Annotated in this window: 29 protein-coding genes; 8 read left to right on the forward strand and 21 right to left on the reverse strand. The window is 47.8% G+C overall.

Features of this window, described 5'->3' with window-relative positions:
• Window positions 1–13 precede the first annotated feature (13 nt).
• From H7F15_RS13405 to mraZ, 7 genes are read right to left on the reverse strand one after another with little or no spacing between them, the layout of a single operon-like run.
• Window positions 14–385, reverse strand: coding sequence for a four helix bundle protein (locus H7F15_RS13405; RefSeq protein WP_185197490.1), 372 nt, complete (start codon window positions 383–385; stop codon window positions 14–16).
• A 44-nt stretch (window positions 386–429) separates the two neighbouring features.
• The gene (gene mraY / locus H7F15_RS13410) at window positions 430–1,650 is read right to left on the reverse strand and encodes a phospho-N-acetylmuramoyl-pentapeptide-transferase (RefSeq protein ID WP_185197491.1); all 1,221 of its coding nucleotides are present in this window, start codon (window positions 1,648–1,650) and stop codon (window positions 430–432) included.
• 39 nt (window positions 1,651–1,689) lie between these two features.
• Complete coding sequence (locus H7F15_RS13415; RefSeq protein ID WP_185197492.1) at window positions 1,690–3,153, reverse strand: UDP-N-acetylmuramoyl-L-alanyl-D-glutamate--2,6-diaminopimelate ligase; 1,464 nt, start codon at window positions 3,151–3,153, stop codon at window positions 1,690–1,692.
• On the reverse strand, window positions 3,153–5,252 hold the full coding sequence (locus H7F15_RS13420; protein WP_185197493.1) for a penicillin-binding protein: 2,100 nt from the start codon (window positions 5,250–5,252) through the stop codon (window positions 3,153–3,155). Before H7F15_RS13420 ends, H7F15_RS13415 begins: the two co-directional genes overlap by 1 nt.
• Window positions 5,242–5,658, reverse strand: coding sequence for an FtsL-like putative cell division protein (locus H7F15_RS13425; protein ID WP_255481241.1), 417 nt, complete (start codon window positions 5,656–5,658; stop codon window positions 5,242–5,244). Before H7F15_RS13425 ends, H7F15_RS13420 begins: the two co-directional genes overlap by 11 nt.
• Window positions 5,659–5,712: 54 nt before the next feature.
• Window positions 5,713–6,627: a 16S rRNA (cytosine(1402)-N(4))-methyltransferase RsmH gene (gene rsmH, locus H7F15_RS13430; protein ID WP_185197495.1), complete on the reverse strand. Its 915-nt coding sequence runs from the start codon at window positions 6,625–6,627 to the stop codon at window positions 5,713–5,715.
• The gene (mraZ, locus tag H7F15_RS13435) at window positions 6,627–7,094 is read right to left on the reverse strand and encodes a division/cell wall cluster transcriptional repressor MraZ (RefSeq protein WP_185197496.1); all 468 of its coding nucleotides are present in this window, start codon (window positions 7,092–7,094) and stop codon (window positions 6,627–6,629) included. Before mraZ ends, rsmH begins: the two co-directional genes overlap by 1 nt.
• A 242-nt stretch (window positions 7,095–7,336) precedes the next feature.
• Between mraZ and H7F15_RS13440 the strand changes: the two genes are divergently transcribed.
• From H7F15_RS13440 to H7F15_RS13450, 3 genes are all read left to right on the forward strand, one after another.
• Window positions 7,337–7,843 carry a hypothetical protein gene (locus tag H7F15_RS13440; RefSeq protein ID WP_185197497.1) on the forward strand — a complete coding sequence of 169 codons (507 nt, stop codon included), beginning with the start codon at window positions 7,337–7,339 and terminating at the stop codon, window positions 7,841–7,843.
• Window positions 7,844–7,919: 76 nt separating this feature from the next.
• Complete coding sequence (locus tag H7F15_RS13445; protein WP_185197498.1) at window positions 7,920–10,112, forward strand: TonB-dependent siderophore receptor; 2,193 nt, start codon at window positions 7,920–7,922, stop codon at window positions 10,110–10,112.
• Between the two features lie 25 nt (window positions 10,113–10,137).
• Window positions 10,138–10,494 (forward strand): heavy-metal-associated domain-containing protein, encoded by a 357-nt coding sequence (locus H7F15_RS13450; protein WP_255481242.1) that lies wholly within the window; start codon window positions 10,138–10,140, stop codon window positions 10,492–10,494.
• A gap of 100 nt (window positions 10,495–10,594) precedes the next feature.
• Here the strand turns inward: H7F15_RS13450 and H7F15_RS13455 are convergent, their stop codons facing one another.
• The 11 genes from H7F15_RS13455 to H7F15_RS13505 all read right to left on the reverse strand — a co-directional run bounded on the left by H7F15_RS13455 (window position 10,595) and on the right by H7F15_RS13505 (window position 19,593).
• On the reverse strand, window positions 10,595–11,185 hold the full coding sequence (locus H7F15_RS13455) for a hypothetical protein (RefSeq protein ID WP_185197499.1): 591 nt from the start codon (window positions 11,183–11,185) through the stop codon (window positions 10,595–10,597).
• Window positions 11,186–11,327: 142 nt separating this feature from the next.
• Window positions 11,328–12,017, reverse strand: coding sequence for a fatty acid desaturase (locus H7F15_RS13460; protein WP_185197500.1), 690 nt, complete (start codon window positions 12,015–12,017; stop codon window positions 11,328–11,330).
• A gap of 138 nt (window positions 12,018–12,155) precedes the next feature.
• Complete coding sequence (locus H7F15_RS13465; protein ID WP_185197501.1) at window positions 12,156–13,001, reverse strand: 4-hydroxy-3-methylbut-2-enyl diphosphate reductase; 846 nt, start codon at window positions 12,999–13,001, stop codon at window positions 12,156–12,158.
• Window positions 13,002–13,008: 7 nt separating this feature from the next.
• The gene (locus H7F15_RS19660) at window positions 13,009–13,707 is read right to left on the reverse strand and encodes a lycopene cyclase domain-containing protein (RefSeq protein WP_185197502.1); all 699 of its coding nucleotides are present in this window, start codon (window positions 13,705–13,707) and stop codon (window positions 13,009–13,011) included.
• 82 nt (window positions 13,708–13,789) lie between these two features.
• Window positions 13,790–14,323 carry an MFS transporter gene (locus tag H7F15_RS13475; protein ID WP_185197503.1) on the reverse strand — a complete coding sequence of 178 codons (534 nt, stop codon included), beginning with the start codon at window positions 14,321–14,323 and terminating at the stop codon, window positions 13,790–13,792.
• Window positions 14,324–15,157 carry a phytoene/squalene synthase family protein gene (locus H7F15_RS13480; RefSeq protein WP_185197504.1) on the reverse strand — a complete coding sequence of 278 codons (834 nt, stop codon included), beginning with the start codon at window positions 15,155–15,157 and terminating at the stop codon, window positions 14,324–14,326.
• 10 nt (window positions 15,158–15,167) lie between these two features.
• On the reverse strand, window positions 15,168–16,658 hold the full coding sequence (locus H7F15_RS13485; RefSeq protein ID WP_185197505.1) for an NAD(P)/FAD-dependent oxidoreductase: 1,491 nt from the start codon (window positions 16,656–16,658) through the stop codon (window positions 15,168–15,170).
• A 26-nt stretch (window positions 16,659–16,684) separates the two neighbouring features.
• The gene (locus H7F15_RS13490; RefSeq protein ID WP_185197506.1) at window positions 16,685–17,197 is read right to left on the reverse strand and encodes an RNA polymerase sigma factor; all 513 of its coding nucleotides are present in this window, start codon (window positions 17,195–17,197) and stop codon (window positions 16,685–16,687) included.
• 225 nt (window positions 17,198–17,422) lie between these two features.
• Window positions 17,423–18,298 carry a MerR family transcriptional regulator gene (locus H7F15_RS13495; protein ID WP_185197507.1) on the reverse strand — a complete coding sequence of 292 codons (876 nt, stop codon included), beginning with the start codon at window positions 18,296–18,298 and terminating at the stop codon, window positions 17,423–17,425.
• Window positions 18,279–18,749 (reverse strand): sterol desaturase family protein, encoded by a 471-nt coding sequence (locus H7F15_RS13500; RefSeq protein ID WP_255481243.1) that lies wholly within the window; start codon window positions 18,747–18,749, stop codon window positions 18,279–18,281. The genes H7F15_RS13495 and H7F15_RS13500 overlap by 20 nt, the downstream gene beginning before the upstream one ends.
• A gap of 70 nt (window positions 18,750–18,819) precedes the next feature.
• Window positions 18,820–19,593 (reverse strand): enoyl-CoA hydratase/isomerase family protein, encoded by a 774-nt coding sequence (locus H7F15_RS13505; protein WP_185197583.1) that lies wholly within the window; start codon window positions 19,591–19,593, stop codon window positions 18,820–18,822.
• A gap of 941 nt (window positions 19,594–20,534) precedes the next feature.
• On the opposite strand from H7F15_RS13505, the gene H7F15_RS13510 reads away from it, so the two are divergent.
• From H7F15_RS13510 to paaD, 5 genes are all read left to right on the forward strand, one after another.
• Window positions 20,535–21,101 carry a TetR/AcrR family transcriptional regulator gene (locus tag H7F15_RS13510; protein WP_185197509.1) on the forward strand — a complete coding sequence of 189 codons (567 nt, stop codon included), beginning with the start codon at window positions 20,535–20,537 and terminating at the stop codon, window positions 21,099–21,101.
• Window positions 21,102–21,184: 83 nt separating this feature from the next.
• Window positions 21,185–22,171, forward strand: coding sequence for a 1,2-phenylacetyl-CoA epoxidase subunit PaaA (paaA, locus tag H7F15_RS13515; RefSeq protein ID WP_185197510.1), 987 nt, complete (start codon window positions 21,185–21,187; stop codon window positions 22,169–22,171).
• A 119-nt stretch (window positions 22,172–22,290) separates the two neighbouring features.
• Window positions 22,291–22,929 carry a phenylacetic acid degradation b gene (locus H7F15_RS13520; RefSeq protein ID WP_185197511.1) on the forward strand — a complete coding sequence of 213 codons (639 nt, stop codon included), beginning with the start codon at window positions 22,291–22,293 and terminating at the stop codon, window positions 22,927–22,929.
• Window positions 22,929–23,684, forward strand: a complete 756-nt coding sequence (paaC, locus tag H7F15_RS13525; RefSeq protein WP_185197512.1) for a 1,2-phenylacetyl-CoA epoxidase subunit PaaC — start codon at window positions 22,929–22,931, stop codon at window positions 23,682–23,684. Before H7F15_RS13520 ends, paaC begins: the two co-directional genes overlap by 1 nt.
• Before the next feature lie 78 nt (window positions 23,685–23,762).
• Window positions 23,763–24,245, forward strand: coding sequence for a 1,2-phenylacetyl-CoA epoxidase subunit PaaD (paaD, locus tag H7F15_RS13530; protein ID WP_185197513.1), 483 nt, complete (start codon window positions 23,763–23,765; stop codon window positions 24,243–24,245).
• A gap of 182 nt (window positions 24,246–24,427) precedes the next feature.
• On the opposite strand, the gene H7F15_RS13535 is transcribed toward paaD, so the two are convergent.
• The 3 genes from H7F15_RS13535 to H7F15_RS13545 all read right to left on the reverse strand — a co-directional run bounded on the left by H7F15_RS13535 (window position 24,428) and on the right by H7F15_RS13545 (window position 25,764).
• Window positions 24,428–24,664 (reverse strand): DUF5615 family PIN-like protein, encoded by a 237-nt coding sequence (locus H7F15_RS13535; protein WP_221627070.1) that lies wholly within the window; start codon window positions 24,662–24,664, stop codon window positions 24,428–24,430.
• The gene (locus tag H7F15_RS13540) at window positions 24,661–24,891 is read right to left on the reverse strand and encodes a DUF433 domain-containing protein (protein WP_185197514.1); all 231 of its coding nucleotides are present in this window, start codon (window positions 24,889–24,891) and stop codon (window positions 24,661–24,663) included. The genes H7F15_RS13535 and H7F15_RS13540 overlap by 4 nt, the downstream gene beginning before the upstream one ends.
• A gap of 84 nt (window positions 24,892–24,975) precedes the next feature.
• A complete protein-coding gene (locus H7F15_RS13545) occupies window positions 24,976–25,764 on the reverse strand; it encodes a copper resistance protein NlpE N-terminal domain-containing protein (RefSeq protein WP_185197515.1) in 789 nt (262 codons plus the stop codon).
• Window positions 25,765–25,844 lie beyond the last annotated feature (80 nt).

Below are 25,844 nucleotides of genomic sequence, written 5' to 3' on the forward strand. Positions count from 1 at the left end.
TTGTTGGTAACAACTATAACCCTCTGTAATATTTTATAAAGCCATTTAGAAGCTTTTTACAAACCAGAATTTCTTCTAATGCTGTTTTAAGCTGCTCATCATTTATATATTCCAGGTCAGCGGCAACATACAGTTGCGTTTCAACTTCATAAAGCGAACCTCTTGATATATGAAAAAAGTTAATCGCATCCTTCGCATGTTGCCTTCCACAACCTTCTGCGATATTAGATGGTACTGAAACTGCTGCACTTCTTACCTGAGCTGTTAATCCAAAAATTTCTTCTCTTGGAAATTTCTGCGAGAGTTGATATACTCTTTTCACTAATGCTCTCCCCCTTGTCCATACTTCAAGGTTTGTATAGCTCCTACCTCCAGCTACTTCCATTCACAAACTAAATAATCCAACAACCAGTAACTAACAACTAATAACTACCTAAGCTTCAGCGTAGCTAAGGTCAAAATTGCCAGCATAATGCCTACAATCCAGAAACGCCCTACAATCTTAGATTCGTGGTAACCCAGCTTCTGGTAATGGTGGTGCAGCGGCGACATTTTAAAGATGCGGCGTCCTTCACCATACTTCTTTTTGGTATACTTAAAGTAACTCACTTGCAACATCACTGACAGGTTCTCTATCAGGAAAATGCCGCATAAGATTGGGATAAGCAGCTCTTTACGAACTATAAGTGCCAGCACGGCAATGATACCGCCAATAGAAAGGCTACCGGTATCGCCCATGAATACCTGCGCCGGATAAGTATTATACCACAGGAAACCCACACACGCTCCCACAAAAGCCAGACAGAAAATGGTCAGCTCACCGGAGTTCGGGATAAACATAATATCCAGGTAATCGGCGAAAATGGTGTTACCGGAAACCCATGCAAAAATAGCCAGTGTTAAACCGATGATCGCTGAGGTACCTGCTGCCAGGCCATCGATACCGTCAGTAATGTTTGCACCGTTTGATACGGCTGTGATCACAAGGATCACGAACGGGATGTACAGGTAACAGGACCAGTTCTGGAACAGCGGGCCGGCAAAAGCAAACAGGTTGCAGTAATCGAGCTCGTTGTTTTTACGGAACGGAATAGTGGTGATCATGCTGTGCACATCTACATAATGGCGCGACGCATTTACGGCCGATGTACTGCCATCTGCAAAAATATACTGGCGCACCACCACGTCGTCGTTAAAGTAAAGCGTAAGGCCAACTATAAGCCCTAAGCCCACCTGACCTAAAATCTTAAAACGACCAGCCAGCCCTTCCTTGTTCTTTCTGAAAACCTTGATGTAATCATCCAGAAAGCCGATAATACCCAGCCAAACAGTGGATACCAGCATCAGGATAATGTAAATATTATCAAGGCGGGCGAACAATAGTGTGGGAACAAGTATAGCCAGCAGAATGATGAGACCACCCATCGTTGGTGTACCTTTCTTCTCCAGCTGCCCCTCCAGGCCAAGGTCACGGATGCTTTCGCCTACTTGCTTGCGCTGCAGCACTTTTATCAGCTTACCACCAAAAATCATGGCGATCAGCAGCGAAACCAGCACGGCCATACCCGCACGGAAGGAAATGTATTGAAACACACCGGCCCCAAACAGATCATATTCCCGATCGAGGTATGTAAAAAGGTGGTATAGCATTTACTTTATTCTTTACTCTTGGCTAAAAGTTATTTCTGTTTATTTCCCCAGTTGCTGAAAGGTTTCCTGCAGCACCTGTTTGTCATCAAAAGGATATTTCACCCCTTGTATTTCCTGGTAAGTCTCGTGGCCTTTGCCGGCTACCAGCACAATATCATTTGGTTCAGCCAGCATACAGGCTGTTTTTATAGCTTCTTTGCGGTCCAGCACCGACAGGGTTTTCTTGTAGTCCAGTGGCTTCACGCCTTTCTGCATGTCGGCCAGAATGGTTTGCGGCTCTTCAAAGCGCGGATTGTCAGATGTCAGGATCACTTTATCGCTCAGGCGGCAGGCAATGTCAGCCATCACCGGGCGCTTGGCCGCATCGCGGTTACCGCCACAACCAACTATAGTTATCACTTTCTGTAGCGGCGTCCGGATCTGTTGAATCGTATTTAACACATTCTCCAATGCATCCGGGGTGTGGGCATAGTCTATGATACCGGTTATCTGCGTATCCGAAACGATATAATCAAAGCGACCAGCAGCTGAATCCAAGGCAGAAAGTACCGTTAAGGTTTCTGTCGGGTCTTCGCCTAACAACACGGCCACACCATAAGCGCCAAGCAGGTTATAGGCGTTAAATGCGCCGATCAGCTTGCACCAGATCTCATTCCCATCAATCTCTAAATGCAGTCCCTGAATGGTGTTATCAATGATACGTGCCTTAAACTCTGTAGCCTTGCGCAGCGAGAACTCATGCACGCTGGCTTTGGTATTCTGTACCATTACGGCACCTCGTTTGTCATCTGCATTCACCAAAGCAAAGGCTGTCTTCGGCAGCATATCGAAGAAGGATTTCTTGGCCTTGATGTACTCGTCGAAGCTACCGTGGTAGTCCAGGTGGTCGTGGGTGATGTTGGTAAAAACGCCTCCGGCAAAAGTTAACCCGGCTACACGCTGCTGTACCATGGCATGCGAGCTTACTTCCATAAAGCAATGCGTGCAGCCTGCCTGTACCATTTTTGCCAACAGTTCGTTCAGCGTTACCGCGTCCGGTGTGGTATGGGTAGCAGGTATAATTTTTTCGTCTATCTGATTCTGTACTGTAGAGAGTAACCCTACATGGTAGCCCAGCTCACGGAAAAGCTTGTGCAGAAGGGTAACAGAGGTGGTTTTGCCATTGGTACCGGTTACACCTACCAGTTGTAGTTTTGCCGATGGGTTATCGTAGAAATCAGAAGCCATTTGCCCCAATGCCTGCCCGCTATTTTTAACCAGCACGTAGGTTATAGTTGAAATCTTCTCTTCTGGAAGTTCTTCGCAAACTATAGCTGCAGCACCGGCCTCAGCTGCTTTTGTGATGTAAGCATGACCATCGGCCTGCACGCCACGAACGGCTACAAACAACACTCCTGCCTGCACCTTGCGGGAGTCAAAAGTGATGCTTTCAACAGCCACATCCAGCGGACCCACGGTGTCGAGCACCTGCACGTTTTGTAATATATTTTGCAGCAGCTGCATTAGCTTAAAACTATAGTTATCTGTTGTACTTTATTTATCGGCGCACCAGCTTCAAGCGACTGTTTCTGTACACGTTTCCCTACGCCCTGCACATTTACCTTCAGGCGCTGGTTACCCAGTATAAACAGGGCATCGCGCAGGGTTAAACCGGTTACATCCGGCACTCTGCCTTCCAGCACCGGGTTAGGTATAAAATCCAGCGAGCGCATATTTGGTTTCACTTTAACCCACTCTTCATCCGATGTCTTAGGGTGACTACTGATACCCAGCCGGTTACAAATAGTAGAAAGATCATCAAGGCTGCCGGCCGAAACCTGTGGCATGCTGTTCTTGTTTGGTGTTACACGGGCAAGCAACGGTTTGTGCATATCCAGGTCGCGGGCATACGCTTTATCCGCCAGTTCTTTAAAAACCGGAGCCGCCACATCAGAGCCATACACGTTCACCCCCTGTGGGCTGTCGATGATCACGATGCAGCTATACTTTGGATTATCAGCAGGGAAATAACCGGCAAATGAAGTGGAATACTCGCGCACATATTTTCCACCTTTTACTTTTCGGGCAGTACCTGTTTTGCCTGCTATCTTATAATCATCGCTCTTGATACTTTTGGCTGTTCCCTGCTCTACCACACCTTCCAGCATGGCTTTTACCTTCTTCAGGGTCTCATCAGAGCAAACTTTTTCAACCAGCGTGCGGGTCTTGAATGCCTGCACCACCTTGTCTGATTTGCGGATCTCTTTTACGATGATCGGCTGTATCTTTTTACCGTTATTGGCTACGGCATTATAAAGGGCCAGTGTCTGCAAAGGCGAAAACTTGGTCTCGTAACCGATGGCCATGGAAGTAAGCGTAGTGCCATACCAGGTTCTATCCTGCGGATGTTTGATGAAAGGCCGTGCTTCGCCATCCATCTGGAAACCAAGCGTATTGCCCAACCCAAACTTATCCAGGTAATCGACATAGGCCTGCTGGTTATTGCCGAAATGCTGTTCCATCAGTTTGGCCACCCCGATGTTGGATGATTTTTCGAACACTTCCTGCACCGTAATTTTGCCATAACCGCCATGCTTGGCATCGGTCATGTAGGTATTTTTGATCTTGTATCTGCCGTTGCCGGTATCTATGGTATCGGTCAGGTTTACGTGCGGGGCAAATTCAAACAATGCCATCATCGAAGCCAGTTTAAAGGTAGAACCCGGCTCTGTACGCCCCTGCGCACCCACAGCATAGTTATAATCCTCAATGTAGCCGCCTTTGGTCTTGCCCAGGTTAGCCATAGCTTTTATCTCACCTGTCTTTACTTCCATCAGGATCACAGTGCCATACTCGGCCTCTGTTTTCTCCAGCGCTTTGTAAAGGGCATTCTCGGCAACGTCCTGCAGGTTAATATCAATGGTAGTTTTGATGTCGTAACCGTTCTGTGGCTCTACTTCTGTACCGTCGTAAATAGGTTTGCTACCACCGGCAATACGCTCAAACAGGGCTTCGCCATCGGTACCGGACAGGTCGCCGTTAAAGCTGTATTCAAGGCCGGCGCCGTTCTTATCTTCGTTTATAAACCCGATGGTTCGCTCGGCCAGCATCCCGAACGGCTTAAAGCGTTTTTCTACCTTTTCAAAGATCACTCCGCCCTTGTTCTTTCCTTCGCGGAAAACTGGCCATTTAGACATTCTTTTCTTGTCCTGATAGTTGATCTGCTGGCTGTTCAGGCGGATGTACTGGCGGCCCGAAAGGCGTGCGTTCTTGATCTTGCGGCGGTAATAATCTTCAGACCTGTCGCCATAGAAGCGGGACAACAGCATGGCCAGCGAATCGATGCCGGCATTAAAAACCTTGGTTTCGGCTATAGTTGGGTCGAAGGCTACGCGGTAAAATGGCAGCGAGGTAGCCAGTATGCTTTCGTTATCGGAGTAGATGTTACCGCGGGTAGCAAACACCGGTTTATAGTAAATGCGGCGCTCTTTCGAGATGGCTTTCCACTTATCACCATCAGCAAACTGGATAACGCATATTTTGTAAACTATAGCACACGCGAAAAGGCAGATAACCAGAAAGGCTAACCGCACACGTATCACTATGGATTTTTTAATATTCATCAGCCGGCACTATAACCTGATAAGGTGGGGTTGAACTTTCTTCCAGGCCCAGCGGCGCCACATTACGGGCTACTTCCGACTGCTTGCTGGCTTCCATGTAATCCGACTTCAGGGTAGTGTAGTCGGCGCGCAGGTCTTCGGTCTCTACTTTTACCTTATCAATTCTGCGGATGGTTTTGGTAGCGTAATGGTTGTTACCGATGTAGAACAACGTCAGCAACGTCAGGAATAAAATGCGGGGAAGGTATTTTAGCGGAACGCCTTCTTCAAACAGGGCGTCTACTTTGGTGTATTTTTCAAGTAACCCAAAGATACTGAAGCCTTTGGCCCTTTTTGGCTTTGGAGCCTTCTCTTCTGGCTTCAGACGCACCGAGTTTGTACGTGGTGCGCTTGCTTTCTTAGTCATAAGGTTAGAAGCCATAGTTACTCTTTTAATGCTGCGGCCTGTCAGGCCCGGGGTTTAATCATCAAGTTCTCTTTTCTCTGCTATTCTCAGCTTTGCGCTTCTGGAGCGACTGTTTATCAGTAATTCTTCGTCTGTCGGCACCACCGGTTTCCGGCTTACCGCATCCAGCGGCTTTATCTCATTCCCGAACAGGTCTTTCTCTACTTCTCCGAAAAACTTGCCTTTGGCTATAAAGTTCTTCACTAACCGGTCTTCCAGGGAGTGGTAAGAGATCACTGCCAACCGGCCGCCGGGCTTCAGCACTTCGGCTGCCTGCACCAGCATCTCCTCCAGCGCCTTCATCTCGTCATTTACTTCGATGCGCAGCGCCTGGAAAACCTGCGCCAGGTATTTATTCTCCTTGCCCTTTGGCGTACAGGAGCGAATGGCCTGCTTAAAATCGTTTATCGTTTCGATGGGCCTGCGGGCGCGTTGCTCAACTATAGTTCTGGCCAGGGTTTTTGCGTTCTTCACTTCGCCATAGATCCCGAACATGCGGTGCAGTTGCTCTTCGCTATAGTTGGCCACCACATCTGCCGCCGAGTCGCCGTGCTCATAGTTCATGCGCATATCCAGCGGACCGTCAAAGCGGGTTGAAAAACCACGGCTTCCTTCGTCAAACTGGTGCGACGAAACGCCCAGGTCAGCCAGAATGCCATCAACCGCTGTTACACGGTGCAGGCGCAGGTACTTTTTAAGATCACGGAAGTTGGCGCGCACAAACTGAAAGTTCGGCCCTTCCAGCTTTTTGCTCTGCTCTTCCGCATCGCGGTCCTGATCGAAACTATAGAGCTTACCGGTTGTAAGCCTGCTAACTATAAGTGCCGAGTGTCCGCCACCACCAAAGGTCACATCCACATACACACCGTCCGGTTTTATCGCCAACGCATCAACCGACTCTTCCAACATAACAGGGCGATGGTATTCCATTACAGCAACGGCTCCTTTTCTTCTTTATCTCCTAAGAACTTCTGCGCCAGCTGCGAGAAATTCTGCTGATCCTTGATCAGGAACTCTTCATACTTATCCGGGTTCCAGATCTCGACACGGTTACCCAAACCAACAATGATCACCTCTTTATCCAGTTCGGCAAAGCGTGCCATGGTTTTAGGCAGTATAAAACGGCCTGCGCCATCCAGCTCTATCTCGGTGTTACCTCTAAAGAAGTTACGCTGGAAGTGACGGTACTCTTCGTTGAACTCGTTCAGGCCGGCTACCTTGTCGTAGATCACTTTCCACTCCGCCTTCGGGTACAACACCAGGCAAGGCTCAAAACCACGCATCAGCACCACATGATTGCCAGACGCCTCCGGCAGGTTGGCTTTTATCTTGGCAGGTAAAACCAACCTTCCCTTAGGGTCTATCTTGCATTCAAATTCGCCTGACAGGAAGTTCATGTTTTTCTATAGGTTCGTCCGCGTGGTTCTCGGAGTATACAAATGTAACGATTCAACAAAACACCACAACCACTATCTCCCACTTTTTACCACTTTGTGGATAAATTATGGTAATCCACACCACTTATCCACATTATCCACATACGTATCAACCCACTTTGGGTATAACTATATTTGAATATTTGAATGTAATCCACTATTATACGAGGGGCTTCAATCACAAAAGTCTGATTTACAACAACTTGCAAACAAACTATAGTTACTACCGCAAAGTGGGGCAGATTTCCACAGCAAAAGTGGGACAAAGTGGGGATGGTGGGGCAAAGTGGGAGAGATTGCGTATCTTTGCAGGGATGAACCACCTGACCAGGCATAGTATACTGTTGCTGCTGGCGCTGAGTATTGCACTTGGCTCGGTGGGCGTTGCCTTAGGGCAGCAGCTTTGCCAGATGGTAATGGTAGAGAGCGCAGCGCTGGAAGAGAAGAGTTGTTGCTCAGCATCAGAAGCTTCCGGCGAGGAAGATGACTGCTGCAAACGGGAAGTAACGTACAAAAAGCTGGACCTGGTAACTACCACCAAGGCCGATCTGCTGGCCAAGGTATTTACACCATCGCCTGCCCTGCTTCCTATAGTTGCCCCTATACTGCCTGCCACCACACTAACTACGCAGGCTCTCTCCTACTCCAACAGTTCTCCCCCGCCTGGCGGACGTAACATTCTGTTACAGAAGCGCACCCTGCAAGTATAAACCAGCTATTCACAAACTATAGTTGCTACCTGACAGCACTTTCTTATTTGTGTTTATAGTTCAGTTTATATTTCCCATGAGATCCCATTTTATTAAATACAGCTTATATCTGCTGCTTATACTGCTGGCCATACCTGCAGCAGCGCAGCAACTTACCGGCAAAGTAACCGATGCCATTAACCCCGGCGAACCTATAGTTGGCGCCAGCGTCGCCTGGAAAGGCACCACCCACGCCACCAGCACCAGCGGAACCGGCAACTTTACACTTAACTTTTCTGATTCGCTTACCTCTGAGATAGTTGTGAGCTATGTGGGGTATGCCCAGCAAACTATAAATGTAGCCGGCAAGCAGTCGGTTGTGGTAGCGCTGCAGCCAAACAGCAGCCTGAAAGAAGTGGTAATTGAAGCCCGGCAGGAACGTTTCTCTGCCCTGAGCACAACCAATTCCCAGATCATCACCACCCGCGACCTGGAAAAATCGGCGTGCTGTAACCTGGCCGAGAGCTTTGAGACCAATGCCTCTGTGGAAGTATCTACCACCGATGCGGTTTCTGGCGCAAAGCAGATACAGATGCTCGGCCTGGATGGCGCTTATACATTATTAACAACCGATAACGTGCCCGCATTGCAGGGTCTGGCCACTCCGTTCAGGCTTAATTATTTATCCGGCACTTTCATCGAGTCGATCGATATCATAAAAGGCATGGGCTCGGTACTGAATGGCTATGAGTCGATATCGGGGCAGGTGAACGTGAAGCTGAAGGACCCGGAAAAAACAGAACGACTTTACGTGAACCTGTATGGCAACAGCCAGGCGAAGTTTGATGCGAACGTGAACATCGGCGTGCAGGTGAACAAAGAATGGTCGACGGCCCTGCTACTGCACACAGCACAACTACACCACCGCTCCGACCGCAACAACGACGGTTTTATGGACCTGCCCCTCAACAGCCAGTACAACGTGTACAACAAATGGAAGTACAACAACGGCAACTGGGTATCGGAGTTTGGGGTGAATGCGTTGCGCGAAGACCGTTTGGGCGGACAGATGGACTTTGAGAAAGGCTCGGAACTATACTATGGCACCACTTCCGAAACCGAGCGCATTTCAGGCTATAACAAAACATCGTATACGTTCGCGGACAAACCCTACCAGAGCCTGGGGCTGATCAGCTCCGCTTCGCATCATACCTTCGACTCGCAATATGGCAACCGAATCTATAACGGCACCCAGAACAACGCAAACTTACGCCTGATCTTCCAGTCTATTATCGGGCATACGGGGCATACGTACAAAGCCGGCCTGAGCTATACGTACGACGATATGCAGGAAGAGCTGGCAGGCACTAATTTCAACAAAACAGAGCATGTGCCGGGTGCTTTTGCAGAGTACATCTACAACAACCTGAGCAACTTAACTATAGTTACCGGCGCCCGCGTGGATTTTCATAACCTGTATGGCACCGTGTTCTCGCCCCGCCTTAATGTGAAGTTCGACGCAACCAAAAATACCATCCTCCGCTTAGCTGCAGGCAAAGGATTCAGGGTAGCGAACCCGATCGCCGAAAATACAGCCAGCCTGGTAAGCTCCCGCGCCTTTGTGTTTGAAGAAGAACTGGAGCCGGAAGAAGCCTGGAACATTGGCGGTTCGTTTACCCAGTATTTTGAGATAGGCAACAGACCGGGCGCTTTTATCACCGATTACTACTATACCACTTTCCGGAACCAGGTAGTAGCCGATATGTACTCTACACCACACCAGGTACAGTTCTATAACCTGAAGGGCAGATCGTTTGCGAAAAGCTTTCAGGCGGAACTGCAGTACGAAGTGCTGAAAGGGCTTGATGTAAAAGCTGCTTATAAGTACTACGATGTGCGGACCAGCTACAACGGCGACCTGCGCCAGAAACCAATGATACCCCAGCACCGCTTTTTCGTGAACCTGGGCTTTGCCACCCCATTCGACAAATGGCGCGCCGACCTTACCACCCAATACTTTGGCAAAATGCCGTTAGCGTATGCTGAAAACCACCCTGACCCGGCCATGCCGCAAAACTCTGATGCCTTTTTTACATTGAACGGGCAAATTTCGCGGGCATTTAAGCGTTGGGAACTATACAGTGGTGTAGAGAATTTATTAAATTACAGACAGCCTACCCCTATAGTTGGCGCCGGCAACCCGTTTGGCCCCGAATTTGATGCGAGCATGGTCTGGGGTCCGATTGCAGGCAGAGTAGTGTATGCCGGCCTACGTTTCAGAATTAATTAGCATAACCTAAACCCAAAACAATAATATGAACAAGTTAAAAGTATTTGCACTCTCAATGGTACTGGCACTGGTAAGTATGGCAACTACGCATGCACAGGCACAAACCAACGGACAGCAAACTATAAAAATCAAAACATCGGCTGTTTGCGACATGTGCAAAACTACCCTTGAGAAAGCCATGGCCTACGAAAAAGGCGTAAAATCGTCTTCGTTGGATGTGGATTCCAAAGTACTGACCGTAACTTTTGACAGCCGCAAAACGGATGCCGCCAAAATTAAAAAAGCAGTAACCGAAACAGGCTACGATGCCGACGAACTGCCTGCCCAGGAACGCGCTTACAATAAACTGGACGACTGCTGTAAAAAAGACGCGCACCAGTAAACATAATAACGCACCAGCTATAGTTTGCAATGTGTTAAACTATAGCCCGTTTATAAAACAAAAGGGAGCAAAACTGCTCCCTTTTTTATGTCTGTTTGTTTTAAAATCTGAACCCGACGTGCAGGCCGATCCCGAAGACGGGCGTACCACTGGTATAATAAAAGTAATCAACTCTGCCGCCAATTATACCGCTCCGCAAAAAACTGAAGTCGTTCTCCAGGAAACCGTTCACACCTGTATCGGAAGTTTTGATGTGCACCACAGAGCCATCCACCGTTCCCTGGTCGTCTGGTTCTGAATTTATTTCGTTTCGTCGGCGGGCAGTGCCACCCACACCTAAGCGCAGTGTTACCTGCTCATTCCTGATCACATCAAAACCGGCTTCCAGGGCGCCCATGTAGAACGTGTTTTTAATAGAGAAGATCTTTTTTCCTTCGTCGTAACGCGAGGCTGTGAGCAGGCCGACATTAAGCCCCACCGAAAAACGCTCGCCAAAATAATGCCCGAACTTGTTGCTGAACATCAGGCCCTGGCTGTCATAATCCGATAACCAGACGAAGCTGATGCCTGCTTTAAAATTATTGGGGTCTTTTGCTGATGAGCTCTTGAACCGGCTATAGTCATCGGCATAACTATAGTTTACAGTTAAAAAGAACAGTAAAAAAATAAGAGAAGGTATAGTTGAGCGCATAGGGATGCAATATAAAGGGTGCTTTTGTGTATTATCTGCAGGCAATAGTAGGAAAGTCCTCCCCTATTACGCAGCACACAGAATTACAGTTGCGTCCGCTAAAACAAATACAAAATACAATAATAGCTAACTATAGTTATAGTTAATATTTCTCCTTATACAACTGCCACCAAGGCACATAAGGCTTTTCGTGGTGCTCGTAGTGGTAGCCGAAGAAATAACAGCTCAGGAAAGCCCACAGGTGGTTCCGGGATTGTGTGGTGGATTTGTGCCGGTTGTCAGGCGCATGCTCGCCGCGGTGTGGCTGGTAGGTGCCAAAGTAAAAAAGCTGGAAAGTCGCCAGTATTGCCGGCAGCATCCAGAACAGGATCACGTTATCGACAGGAAAAAAATACTTCAGCACATTGAATGTTACCGCCATCAGCAGCAGTTGCCACCAGGTAATGTATTGCTTCAGAAAACTGAAGTACCAGGGCCAGAACGAACCATGATGGTAGTCGGGGTCGTGTTCGGTGGCTACAAACTTATGGTGCTGGTGGTGGCGGGGTAACAGGCGCGGGTACCAGTTGTAAGCAAACAACAGAGCAGCTATCGTTCCGATGGCCTTATTTAGCTTTGGGCGGCCGGGCGCAGCTACGCCGTGCATGGCATCGTGGGCTGTAATAAACATGCCGGTATACAAATGCATCTGTACCAGCACAAACAGGTAAGTCAGCGGCGAACTATAGTTTACGGTATAGTTTGTAAGCAGATACGCAAGCAGGCCAACCCAGCAAACGACTATAGTTGCAGCAATTACGATTCCGCGGTTATCTCTTTTTAAAGCTGACATGTTTTTCGTGTATCGTGTTCAGTGTTTCGGCGAGCTATTGTTATCTTCCACACATCTGAAACAGGTCAAATAAGCACTCTAACTATAGCTGAGGTCAGGATTGCGGAGATCGAAAAACGAGACACCAAACACGTTAAACTATAGTTTAAGCAGCGCGTCGCGCACTTGTTCCATCAGCCACATTGGCGTGGAGGTTGCCCCGCATATTCCTACGCTGTCGCCATCGGCAAACCACTCCGGTTGCAGTTCGTCGGCCTTCGATATAAAGTACGTGTTCGGGTTCGTGTTTTTGCAGACCTGGTACAGCACTTTACCGTTCGACGACTTGGTGCCAGACACAAACACCACCTTATCAAAGTTAGCAGCAAATTTCCGGAGCTCCTTGTCGCGGTTCGACACCTGGCGGCAGATGGTGTCGTTGGCCTCTACTTCGTAGCCTTTGGTTTGCAGCTGGTTTTTAATGTTATAGAAGTTGTCGGTGCTTTTGGTGGTCTGGCTGTACAGGGTAATTTTAGGTGGCAACTCGTGCTGCAGCAGCTCGTCTATTGTTTCAAAAACGATGGCATCGTTGTTCGTTTGCCCCAGCAGGCCCAGCACTTCGGCGTGACCATGTTTGCCATAAATAAAGATCGGCTCCTTTTTGTCGTAAGATGTTTTGATGCGGTTCTGCAGCTTCAATACCACCGGGCAACTGGCATCGATCAGGGTCAGGTTGTTTTGCAGGGCCATCTGGTAGGTTTCCGGCGGCTCACCGTGCGCCCGTATCAGGACGGCCTCGTTCCTGAGCTCACGCAGCTGTTCGTGGTTAATAATGCGCAGCCCGCGCTCCTGCAGGCGCTGTACTTCCTCATCGTTGTGCACAATATCGCCTAAGCAATACAGGTAACCCTGCTCATCCAGTAAATCTTCCGCCATCTGGATGGCATACACTACTCCAAAGCAAAATCCGGAATTGGCATCTATGGTTACGTTCAGGCGCTGCATATACAGGTTATACAGTTGAAGGCTGATATTGTTTTATACTCATGCGCTGCCGTAAACCTTCATATAATGAGATAGTTAAGAGCAGCATCAGCATCGAATACATGGTATCTTCCACGGGGATAGACACAAGGCGCAGCCCCAGGTTATAGTTGTTGTTGTACCACACCACAGGCAGGTAAGTAAGCACACCATTCACCAACAGAAAAGGAACCAGGTGCACGATGTATGCCAGGAAAAACCGGCCTAAATATTTTGTACCAAAGTACCGCAGATGCACGAGGAGCATGATGGCCAGCAACATGAATGTAATGGAAGTATACCAGCGCCCCAGGTTAAAGATGGCTATAGTTGGCAGCACCAGTATCAACCCTAAGGCGATTGTTTTAGCGTAAGGCTGCAGCAGGTCGCGGGTAATGTAGGCATTCAGCACATCGTAAATAAATACACAGGCATAGGGCACGGTAATAAAAAACAAAATCTCTTCGAGCGGTAAACTGAATACATAGATTCCGGTCAGCCATTCTTCGTTAAAGCCCCACACGCCGCGTTGTGTAAACAGTTCATCCCAAACTATAAATACCAGCGCATTTACAACTATAGCCGGTAATAAAGCCGGCCAGTTCCTGTAAAATGCCACCTTGCGGTCAAACGACAGCAGCAACGGAAACAGGATCGTGAAAATGTTCAGGTAGAGGTAGATGTACACGGCTTTGCTTAATTATTAATTATTAATGATTAATGACTAATGAAACATTAATAATTAATAATTAATCATTCTTCATTACTCATTATATCTTCAGTTTCTGGAGCACCTGCTTTTCCTGTTCGGTGCAGCGGTCTTTGGCCACTAAAAAATCGCGCATCATACGGGCCAGTTCTGTGTTTATCCCGGACTCCGGGTGCTTTACCAGGTTTTTTATAACTATAGCCTTATCCTCTTCCAGGTTGTCGCTCATGTTCAGGTAATCCGGTATATGCGATTCTACCACAAAGCGTAAGAAGCGGATCTCCGGCTCTTCTCTGTCCCGGGCAATGGCTTCCTCAAACAGTCCTGCAGCCGTTTTCAGGTGCTTCATCTTAAAATAAGGATTCCAGACATACTTGGCCATTACAGCTTCGGAAGCGGCTTTGTAGCCCAGTATCACGGCATGGTTACCGCTGTACTTTTCCATTTTGGCATAAAAATCCTTTGCCGCGTCTTCGTCGTTACTGGCCGCCAGGTACTCCTGCCGCAGTTCGGGTAATTTATAGTTTGTAAAAGCAGCGGCCTGCACCGCCAGTAAGCTTAAGGTAAAAACTATAGTCGTTGTTAATCTACTCATTCATATCGCATTTAGCCTGTACCGCACATACGAGCTCACCAGCAAGGCCAGCTTCGTGTTATCGGGTACTCTTACGCGTTGGCTAAGGATATGGGTTGCCGGCAGGTTCTGTATTTTCCGGAACAGCTTCAGGTAATACTTGTACGCCAGGTACACACCCAGCCTTGCCGTGCGCGGCAATTGCATGATGCCTTCGTACGCATCGTCAAAATCTTTGCAGATATCAGCTTCTATTTCGGCTTTGCTCAGGTTATCAAACTGCCTGAACTCTACTTTGGGAAAATACACCCGGCCACGCTCCAGGTAATCGCTCTGCATGTCGCGCAGGAAATTCACTTTCTGGAAAGCTGACCCTAAACTGCAGGCCGGCTTTTTCAGGCGATCAAACATGGCATCGTCGCCTTCGCAGAACACTTTCAGGCACATCAGGCCCACCACCTCGGCAGAGCCATAAATATAGTTGTCGTATAGTTGGTGGTCGTACTGCCGCTCTTCCAGGTCCATTTCCATGCTTTTCAGAAAGGCCTCAATGTATTCCAGGTCGATCTTATATTCGTTTACCACACACTGGAATGCATGCAGCACCGGGTTCAGGCTGATGCCTGCTTCAATGGCTTTATAGGTCTGCTCTTTAAACTCCTGCAACAGTGCCTGCTTGTTATGGTCATGAAAAGTATCAACGATCTCGTCGGCGCAGCGCACAAAACCATAGATAGCGTAGATCGGGAAATGAAATTTCGGGTCCAGCGTTTTGATACCCAGCGTAAACGAAGTGCTGTACGCTTCTGTAATTACTTTGCTGCACTTCAGGCAGGTCTGCTTAAATAGATCCATAGTTTTGTGTTTAGGTACTGACAGGAGTCCTGTATTCTTTTGCCACTTCTGCTGCTACCACCTGCCCCGAAATAAGGGAAGGCGGAACACCTGGCCCCGGCACTGTCAGTTGCCCGGTATAAAAAAGGTTTTTTACTTTTTTACTTTTCAGGGCTGGCTTCAGCAGGGCGGTTTGCAGCAGGGTGTTGGCTAAACCATAGGCATTTCCTTTAAAGGCGTTGTAATCGTGTATAAAGTCGTTGTGGGCGTAGCTGCGTTTGTATACTACGCTTTGCCGTATTTCCTGGTTGGTCAGCTTCTCCAGCCGGTCCATCACCAGGTTATAGTATTTCTCGCGAATTTCTTCGGTGTCCTGTAGGCCGGGAGCCACAGGTATCAGTATAAAAAGGTTCTCGCAACCGGCAGGGGCAACGCTTGGGTCGGTTACCGAGGGTGCTGAAACATAAAACAAAGGTTTGGCCGGCCACTTCGGGTTGGTATAGATCTCGCGGGCATGCGGGCCAAAGTCTTCATCAAAAAACAGGTTATGGTGGCGCAGGTTGTTTAGCCGCTTACTGATGCCCAGGTAAAAGATCAGCGACGATGGCGCCATTACACGGCTGTCCCAGTAGGTATCGGAGTAGCTCTGGTATTGCGCTGGCAGCAGGTTTTTTTCTACGTGGTGGTAATCGGCGCTGGCAACTATCACATCGGCTTCAAACACACCGGTTGCTGTAACCACGCGGGTTGCAACACCTGCATGCACCTGTATCTCCTGCACATCCTGGCTATAGTTAAACGTAACGCCTTTTTCCTCGGCCAGCTGCACCATGCCTTCTATTATCTTGTGCATGCCCCCCATCGGGTACCAGGTACCCAAGCTGATGTCGGCATAGTTCATTAAACTATAGAGCGCGGGCGTGTTCTCAGGCAAAGCTCCCAGAAACAGAATCGGGAACTCCATGAGCTTGATAATGCGCGGATGGCTGAAGAACCTGCGGATATGCTTATGAAACGACTGGAAAACATCCATACGCAACACATCCAGCAACAACCGCAGGTTCATGAATTCTGTAACGGAGCGGCCCGGCTTGTATACTAACTGATTTATGCCAACTTCATATTTGTAAGCGGCTTGCTCCAGAAATTTATGTAGCTGCTGTGCACTGCCTGGCTCCCAATGCTCAAACAAAGCCTTCAGTTCATCCAAAGAGGCAGGCACATCCACAAAATCATCTTCGCCGAAAACTACCGTGTACGATGGGTCCAGGCGCTTCAGGTCGTAATAGTCAGCCGTGCTTTTGCCAAATTTGCGGAAGTAAGATTCAAATACATCGGGCATCCAGTACCAGCTGGGTCCCATATCAAATGTAAAGCCCTGGGCGCTGTAGCTGCGGGCGCGGCCGCCGGGGGTGCTGTTCTTTTCCAACACCGTTACTTTATACCCTCTATCAGCCAGACTGGTGGCCGCCGATAACCCGGAAAAACCGGCTCCGATAACTATTACATTTTTTTCTTCCATATATCAGGCTTAAGCCCCTGGTGGTATCAGTCCTGCCGGTAAACTTTCAGCTGCTGCTTCAGCTCTTTGCGGGCAATGTGTATTCTGTTCTTTACCGTACCAATCGGAATTTCCAGCTTTTCAGCTATCTCGGTATACTTGTAGCCCACATAATACATCATAAATGGGGTGCGGTGCTCTTCGCTCAGGCCGGCAATGGCTTTGTTAATATCGTTCATGACGAAAGTTGCCGTGCCTTTGTTCTGCGTGATATAGTTTTCGTCGGTGTTCAGGTACTGCAGGTACTCCGAGCTGTCGATGTTACTGCTGCGCTTGGTTATTTTGTTATAGTTGTTAATGAACGTGTTACGCATAATGGTGTAAAGCCAGGCCTTCAGGTTGGTGCCTGCTTTAAATTTATCACGGTTCATTAAAGCCTTCAGTACAGTTTCCTGTACCAGGTCTTTGGCATCGTCAGCATCGCGGGTGAGGTTAAAAGCCACAGGACGCAATGTGTTGGTCACACCTTGAATTAGGTTACTAAATTCGATTGCTGTCATAATTCTGTTTATACTTTATCATTAAACTATAAACAAATATACGCAAGTCTCCGAAAATAAAAATTATTTTGTTTAATTATTTTACAAAGAACATTAAACAAAGTGTAAACATCTATATTTCAGGGTGTAAAAACCAGGAATTGCACCGGTTGGTGGCTATAAAAAGAAAAGCCTGACTTTCGTTAAACGGGAAAGTCAGGCTTTAAGCTATAGTTTGCGTCGCTTTTAACTAAATAATTGGGTGAACTCGCGCATGCAAGCCAGGCGCTTTACATTTGGCGGCATCTGTAGTTGTTCCTGTTGCACCAGCCAGCCATATACATAAATAGTGCTTTCTGTAAAGGTTTCGGATAGCTTGTTCAGGTAGCTTTGTACCTGGTCGCGCTCCGGCATAGAGGTGAGCACGGTGCAGATATACTGCGGCTTGCAATGTTTGTAGGTAAGCTCCAAGTCCGAGAAAGGAAGGTTCTGCCCCATGTAAATGACCTGCAGGTTGTGCAGCCGGATTACATAGTTCATGTAAAGCAGCGCCAGTTCGTGCAGTTCTCCTTCGGGCAGGTACAACAGATACAGCGGGGCATCTGGTTTGCGCCGTAGCACTTGTCCGTCAATGGCAACTATAAGTTTCTGCCGGATAAGGTTGCTTACAAAGTGCTCGTGTGCGGGCGTGATATTACCGGTTTGCCATAGTATTCCGATCTTGTGCAGAAACGGATAGATCAGCCGGTTCATGGCTTCGGCAAAGCCCAGCTGCAGTGTTACCGTAGAGATGGCCTTATCAAAGGCTTCCTCGTCCAGGTCCAGCATGGCCGCCATCATGTCGTTGATGGGCTTTGAGCACTCGCCGGGTTGCTCGCATAGTTGCTGCACTTTCTCTACCAGTTGTTCAGGCTCCATCTGCGCGATCTTCGAGATCTTGTAGCCCTTCTCATTCAGCAACGATACGTTGAGTAATGTTTTCAGGTCTTTGTCGTCGTAATACCTGATGTTTGTTTCCGTTCGCTTGGGACACAGGATGTTATACCGCTGCTCCCAGATCCGGATGGTATGGGCCTTAATACCCGACAAATGTTCCAGTTCTTTAATGGTGTACTGCGCCACGTCTCTCCTGTTCTTGTTTTCTAACTATTTTACTTGCTGCCTTAAAATAACCCGGCGCTACCCACAACATGCCAAAACTCTCTGAGCCGTGTTTGCCTGTTACTTTATGATGCACCTTATGCGCCATGTTCAGGGCTTTCAGGTACACATTTGTTGAGCGGCCAAACACCCTGATGCGCCGGTGAATGAACACATCATGGATCAGAAAATAGGCGACGCCATATAAGGTTATCCCGGCTCCTATCCAGAACCTGTAGTCCAGTGGTTCGCTGCTGAAAATAAAGAACAGCATTGCCAATGTACCATACCAGGCAAAAAACAGGTCGTTCCACTCAAAAGTGTGCTGGTGCCGGGTGTGATGCGACTTGTGCAGGAACCATAAAAACCCGTGCAGTACGTACTTGTGCATGGCCCAGGCCACCACTTCCATCACTACAAAGGTCAAGAGCATGATTCCTATTCCTGTCAGCATACCCAATGAACAGCAAGTTTAAGAAATAGTTTTAAATGTTAAACAGAATTTACCAATTGATAGGTTCTTTATTCAGGAAAGCGGCTATGCCACGCTGGCAATCTTCGGAGCTGCGGGCAACAGCATTCATCTCGGCAGCATACTGCAGGCCACCTTCCAGGGTCATTTCCTGCACACGCGCGATCATCTCCTTGGTCACTTCCATCGACTGTTTCGAGTTCTCTACACAAAGCTTCTGGGCAAAGGCAAACACGCGCTGCTCCAGCTCCTCGGCTGGCACCACATAGTTTACCAGTCCATAGTTTTCTGCTTCAGCTGCTGAAATAAGGTCGCCGGTTAACAGCAGTTGCTTGGCTCTGGATTCCCCTATTTTGCGCAGCAGAAACACTTTAACTATAGCTGGTATAAAGCCTATCTTCACTTCGGTGTAACCAAATTTTGCTTCCGGCACAGTAAATCCGAAATCGCAGATGGCGGCAAGTCCGCAACCACCTGCTATGGCATGGCCGTGTATCTGGGCAATAACTACTTTCTTCAGGGTATAGATCATCCGGAACAGCTCCATGAGGTGTGTAGAGTCGGCCAGGTTTTCGTGGTAATCGTTGTCCTGTAGTTTCTGGATGTATTCCAGGTCGGCTCCGGCGCAAAATACTTTTCCTTCGGCGCGCAGCACAATCACTTTACAGGCTTCGTCTTCTTCGGCAGCGGCAAAAGCCCGCTTCAGCTCCGACACCACTTCGTAGTTCAGGGCATTTCTTTTCTCTGCTCTGGCCAGGGTGATATAACCGATCCGGTCCTGCACATCATAATGCACGAAGTCCATTTTCAGTTTCTCAGCAGATGTTGCAGTATCATTCATGTCAGGTATTGTTTATAGTTTGAGTGTACTAAGGGTTGGAATTCAAATATACGTAAGAGTTGATGCAATGCTCGGGAGTTTATAAAGAAAGTAGTGCTTTGTGTTGAGGCAGGTGGCTTTGCTGGTTTTCCTGTATGTTGGCTATAGTTTGTGGTTATTACTTTTGTTGTAAGTGGAGCGGGAGGAGTAGATGTTTTATAGTTTCTTTTCTGTCATTTCGAGTGTAGCGAGAAATCTATCTCAGCCTATAGTTTGTAAAGACCTAGCAGCGTGCGCAGCTCCTGCTAGCGTCTGGGTCTATAGTTGCCTTTGCTTACTGCTTGAACCAAGTCATTGTTATATAGCTGCTTTCAATCCTGGGAGCTCTACTTACCTATCGTTTTATAGTTTCGTTGGCTCCCTCCCGGGCCGAGAGGCCCCGTCTTCGGGCATCGCGCTGCTTTCGCTTCCTTGGTTCCTTGCGTCGCCATGCCTGACGGCACCGGAACCTCTCGAGGCGCTCAACCCAAAGACTAAAATTAGTTCGATAGGTTATGATATAACTATAGTTACTGTATCCATTCTTCGTTAAAGCAGATCTGTTTTTATCGTGGCTATAGTTACTTAGGGCAGGCTGCGCCCGCCTGTTTATGGTATGTAACTATAAAACTATAGTTGAACTATAGAACTATAACTTAAACTATAGTAAGGCAGAGTTCCCCTCCTTGGCTAAGGAGGGGCAGGGGTGGTTTGACAAACAGCAACTATAGAACAATAGTTACAACTATGGTAATAGCCCAAATCCTGCTAATCCTTTAATCCTGTAAATCCTGATTCAGACAAACCCCAAACCATAAAACTCCGTTTAAAAATTTGCTAACGAACGTTAGGTTGTTTACATTTGTTAGCTATATATGGAAGTAACTTTGAGCAGAAAAGAACAGATAGAACAAACCGCAACGGCACTTTTCAGAAAAAGGGGCTTTTCGGCAACGTCTATGCGCGACCTGGCGAATGAACTGGGCATTGAAGCTGCCAGTATTTACTCTCATATAAAATCAAAGGAGGAGATTCTGCAGCGTGTGTGTTTCCGGATGGCCAATGAGTTTTTTGATGCCATTGAGCTGGCCGATGTACGCGATGCTTCTGCTTCTGAAAGACTACAGGCTGCTATTACAGCACACGTGCAGGTACTTACCCGAAACACCGAAGCTGCTGCTGTTTTTTTATATGAATGGCGCCACTTAAGCGAGCCGCACCATGCTGAATTCCTGGCACTGCGTAACCGCTACGAAGAGCACTTCCGGGAAATAATACGGGAAGGCATTAAAGCCGGCGAGTTTATAGTTCCTGATGAGAAATTTGCTGTTTTAACGATACTTTCGGCGCTGAACTGGATTCACACCTGGTATAAGCCCGAAGGAAAAATGAACGCCGAAGAAATTGCCGCTAACCTGGCAACTATGCTACTAAACGGACTGAAACAAACTTAATATACGCCAAACACAAACTAACTAATCGCCGGGCTGCCACCTACAGTCCGGCACCTTTACTGAACCTTTAAACTATAGATATTATGTACGGAGGAGGAAATGTTTTTGAAGCTACCAAATTCGATGATGTGCAGGTGGAAGATCCTGTAAAATTAGCCGAGTTTGAAGCACGCATCGCTCGTGGCGAGAAAATAGAGCCAACTGACTGGATGCCCGAACTATACCGCAAGCAGCTGATCCGCATGATCGAGCAGCATGCACACTCAGAGATCATTGGCGCCCTGCCAGAAGGAACCTGGATCACGCGTGCTCCGGGCTTTCGTCGTAAAATGGCGCAAATGGCGAAAGTGCAGGACGAAGTAGGCCACGCACAACTACTATATTCTGCTGCTGAAACATTGGGCAAGTCGCGTGAGCAAATGCTGACCGACCTGATCAACGGTAAATCAAAATACTCAAACGTATTCAACTACCCTGCCTTTACCTGGGCAGACTCTAACATCATCTCCTGGCTGATTGATGCGGGTGCTATAGTTAACCAGATGGCAAATGCCAAAGGTAGCTATGGTCCTTACTCCAGAGCACTGGAGCGTATCTGTGCCGAAGAAGCTTTCCACCTGAAGTATGGCCACGATGCTGTGGTACACATGGCAACCGGTACACCGAAGCAGCGCGAAATGATACAGGCTGCGCTTAACCGCTGGTGGCCACCTATCATGACCTTCTTCGGACCATCTGATAAAATGAGTACCCACACCGAAACACTGATGCGCTGGAAAGTGAAGATGGCATCGAACGACGAATGCCGTCAGCAGTTCCTGGATATGTATGTGCCCAAAATCTGGGAGCTTGGCTTAACTGTTCCGGATCCGAAACTGAAAAAGAACATGGAAACCGGCCAGTGGGAATACACCGAGCCGGATTGGGATGAGTTTAAGCGCGTGATCAACGGTGATGGCCCTTGCAACGCCGAGCGCCTTGCCGTACGCCGTACTGCCGAAGAGCGCGGTGCCTGGGTTCGCAGAGCCCTGCTTAACCCGAAAGCGAAATACGTAAAGCCACTGGCGTAGCCTGTGGCAATTAGAAATTCAAAATTATGAATTAGAAATTGATCTGGCGTGCCAGGCTATAGTTCTAAACAGCCATTTCTAATTTCTAATTTCTAATTTTTAATTCATAATTAAGAAAGATGAGCTTAAAGTCACTTGACCCGAGAGTAACCCGACTGAACCTGCCGGAAGGTGAGGTTCCTGCCATGGAGCCTAAACCGGAGCTGGATCAGTTTGAAACATACGAAGCCTTCCACCAGAAGAAAGAAGGCACTGCCCACACTTATGTTGGTCCTGTTCACGCTCCAAACGAAGATGTAGCTTTCCTGTTTGCAAAAGAGCAGTATAGCCGCCGCTTCCCGTGTGTGGGCCTTTGGATTGTTCGTACCGAGAACATACAGGTTACTCCTTATGTAGGTGACCAGGAAAATGTGTACGACATCATAACTATAGAGGCGCCAACAGAGCGCAGTGAGCAAGCTGAGCCTTACGAAATCTTCCACCTGAAGAAGCGTGGCAAGGCGCATGCTCATGCCGGCCGTGTGATGGCAACATCTTACCCGGAAGCATTGGCAGAAGCTAAAAACGCTTTCGGTGAGAAAGGCCCGATTGTGAACGTGTGGGTAGTAAAATCGAAAGATATACTGCAGTCTGCGGAAGAGGATAAAGATATGTGGACTACTATTCCGGAGAAGAAATACCGCGAGGCCATTGCTTACAAGGTAATGGACAAGATCACGAAGTATAAAGAAGAGAATAAACCTACAACTGCCCAATAATGAACGAGCAAGCGATAAAAGACCTGTTATACAAACTGGCTGACGACCAGCTTATACTTGGCCACCGCAACTCCGAGTGGACCGGCTTCGGCCCGATACTGGAAGAGGACATTGCTTTCTCGTCGATGGCGCAGGATAAAATTGGCCACAGCCTGGCATTTTATACTTTGCTGCAGGAATTAGGCGAAGCTGACCCTGATACCGTTGCCTTTACGCGAAACGCCAACCAGTTCCACAACAGCCAGTTGGTAGAGTTGCCAAATGGTGAGTATGATTTCAGCCTGATCCGCCACTTTTTGTACGACAATGCAGAGATCATCCGTTTTGAGATGCTGGCACAGTCGAGCTACGAGCCGATTACTAAGGTTGCTACGAAGCTTAAAGGGGAAGTGAAATACCACGTGCTGCATGCCAATACCTGGATCAAAAACCTAGGAACATCTACTGAAGAAGCTATCCTGCGTCTGCAGTCTTCTTTGAATGAAGCGCTGCCTTACGCACTGGGCATGTTCGAGAAATCAAAATACGAGCAGGAGCTGATTGATGCAGGAGTTTACGCTGGCGAAGAAGCTGTAAAAGTAGAATGGTTAAACCGCATCACGGCTGTAATAGAGAAGACAGACCTGAAACTGCCGGACCTGGCAACTATAGAACCAAAGTTTGGTGGACGTTACGGCGAGCACACCGAACACCTGCAGCCACTGCTGGACGAGATGGCTGAAGTGTTTAAGATTGACCCAACTGCTGAATGGTAGTGGTATAGTTGCTGGTTATTAGTTATTAGATTTTCTGAAAGGCCAACAACTAATAACTAACAACAAATAACTAAAGAGATGCTGACCAAGGAAAACATATTAACCCTGCTGGAGGAGGTAAAAGACCCTGAAATACCGGTATTGTCGCTGGTGGACCTAGGTGTGATTACGGGCGTGGAGATTTCAGATGAAGACCACGTAACCGTGAACATGACACCTACCTTTGCCGGTTGCCCTGCCATGGACTACATGAAAAAAGATGTGGAACGCACACTGGAAAAACACGGCATCCCCAACTATACGGTTAACATGACTTTCGATAAACCCTGGGACAGCAATAAGCTTAGCGAGAAAGGACGGCAGCATCTGAAAGAATTTGGCCTGGCACCACCACCAAAATACGACCTGATCCTGGACCTGGACATTCTGGAGCATGTAAAATGCCCGTACTGCGACAGCGATAACACAGATATGAGAACACCTTTCGGGCCTACGCTTTGCCGATCCATGCATTATTGCAATAACTGTAAGCAAATGTTCGAGCAGTTCAAACCGCTTTAACCTGAGCCCAAAAAAACAGAAGAGCCAGCTATAGTTTAGCTGGCTCTTCTGTTTTATAAAGATACTAATAATGTACAATTACAGAATCCACATTTAGCTCCAGAACCTGATGCGCTTCCAAAAGCTGTACAATCGTGTCTATATTCTGTCGGAATAAAGATAATAGCACATTATTCTTAATATTACCAGTTGTAACCAGCAAAAGCTTTTGCTGGTTGTTTCTTCACCAAAAAGCTCTGCAGAAAATCGGTATCCTTACTGATGACTACTCTTCCATCAATAGCGGCAAAACGTATAATCTCCGCATCAGGGGTTACATTTTGTTGCGGTAAGTCAAATGTGTGCAGCGTATCAAATCCAAGTTCACGAAGTATTTCCGCCAGCTTATATGGCAACTGCGCGTCGAGCAGAAACTTCATGAAGCCAGCTTATAAACTCCTTTTACTTTAGCTAAACGTGCTGCATAATCTAAACACGCCAGTAAGTCCTGAGTCTCCAAATCGGGATAATCAGCTAGAATTTCATCTATAATCATACCTGCAGCCAGTAGTTCCAGCATTTGCTCGACTGGATAGCGTAACCCACGTATGGTAGGCTTTCCGTGGCAGATATCGGGGTTTATAGTAATTCTTTCAGAGAGTTGCATCACTATTTCGTTTTAAACAAATATACATAAAGATACATTAGTTGCCGACCAAGTAATTATATAAGAACTCATTGCAACTATAGTTTATTTCTCAATCTGACTCTCCCCAAGATACATACCGCATCCAATAAACTCCATGCCTTTGGCTGTAACTTTTACGGAATAGGAAGATTGTTTACCCGACATAGTGTCTTCGCAGGGTTGTTCTGTGATTTCAACTACAAGCTCTCCGTTTTCTGATTTGCTGCGGTAGGTTGTTGTTTTGCCCTTTTGTTCAGGAGATGTAGCGGCAGTTTGCAAGGCTATAGTTTCGGTGGGCAGTGTTTTAAAGTACATGCCTTTTTCCAGGTCAATTTCCAGCGACCAGCCAGGCTCATTACCGGTAGCTATAAAGTCAATGCCCAGCCTTCGTTTTTCGTCCCACAGTCCCGAGTTATCTTCTGTGTTGTGCATCGTTCGCCTGAGGGTATAATTCTCGGCCAGACCAGAGGTTATTCTTCGCCCCTGCTGGTCCAGCATATACAGTTCACCGGCTGTTGAAAGATCGAACTGGGTTATAGTTGTATCCGGGCCGGAAAGCTGCAATACACCATTTCTGATCTGCCAGGTTCCGGTACGGGTGTAAGGCTCTACCTCCCGTTCCTGGTAGACCATCGTCTCTTCGAAAGTGTTGTCTTCGTTCAGGTCTAAGTTATAGTTGATGCCCGGGCAGTCGGCACAGGGAATAACACCACTCCAGGTTCCGAACAGCGTGCTGGGCAGCCTGCTTCCGGCGGGTGCCACGTCCACTGGCTCCGTCGATAGTTCGCTGGTAGTGCAACCAGCTACAATCAGCGTCGCTCCTGCCACTAACACCGTTAAAATTCTTTTCATACTTATACTTTACGGCCTAAACCGGAAGCCGTTCTTATGCTATTCTTAAAAATAAAGCCCTGCCACAAGTAGCAGGGCTT

It is taken from the genome of Pontibacter sp. Tf4 (genome assembly GCF_014212495.1).
In the GTDB taxonomy this organism is placed as follows: domain Bacteria; phylum Bacteroidota; class Bacteroidia; order Cytophagales; family Hymenobacteraceae; genus Pontibacter.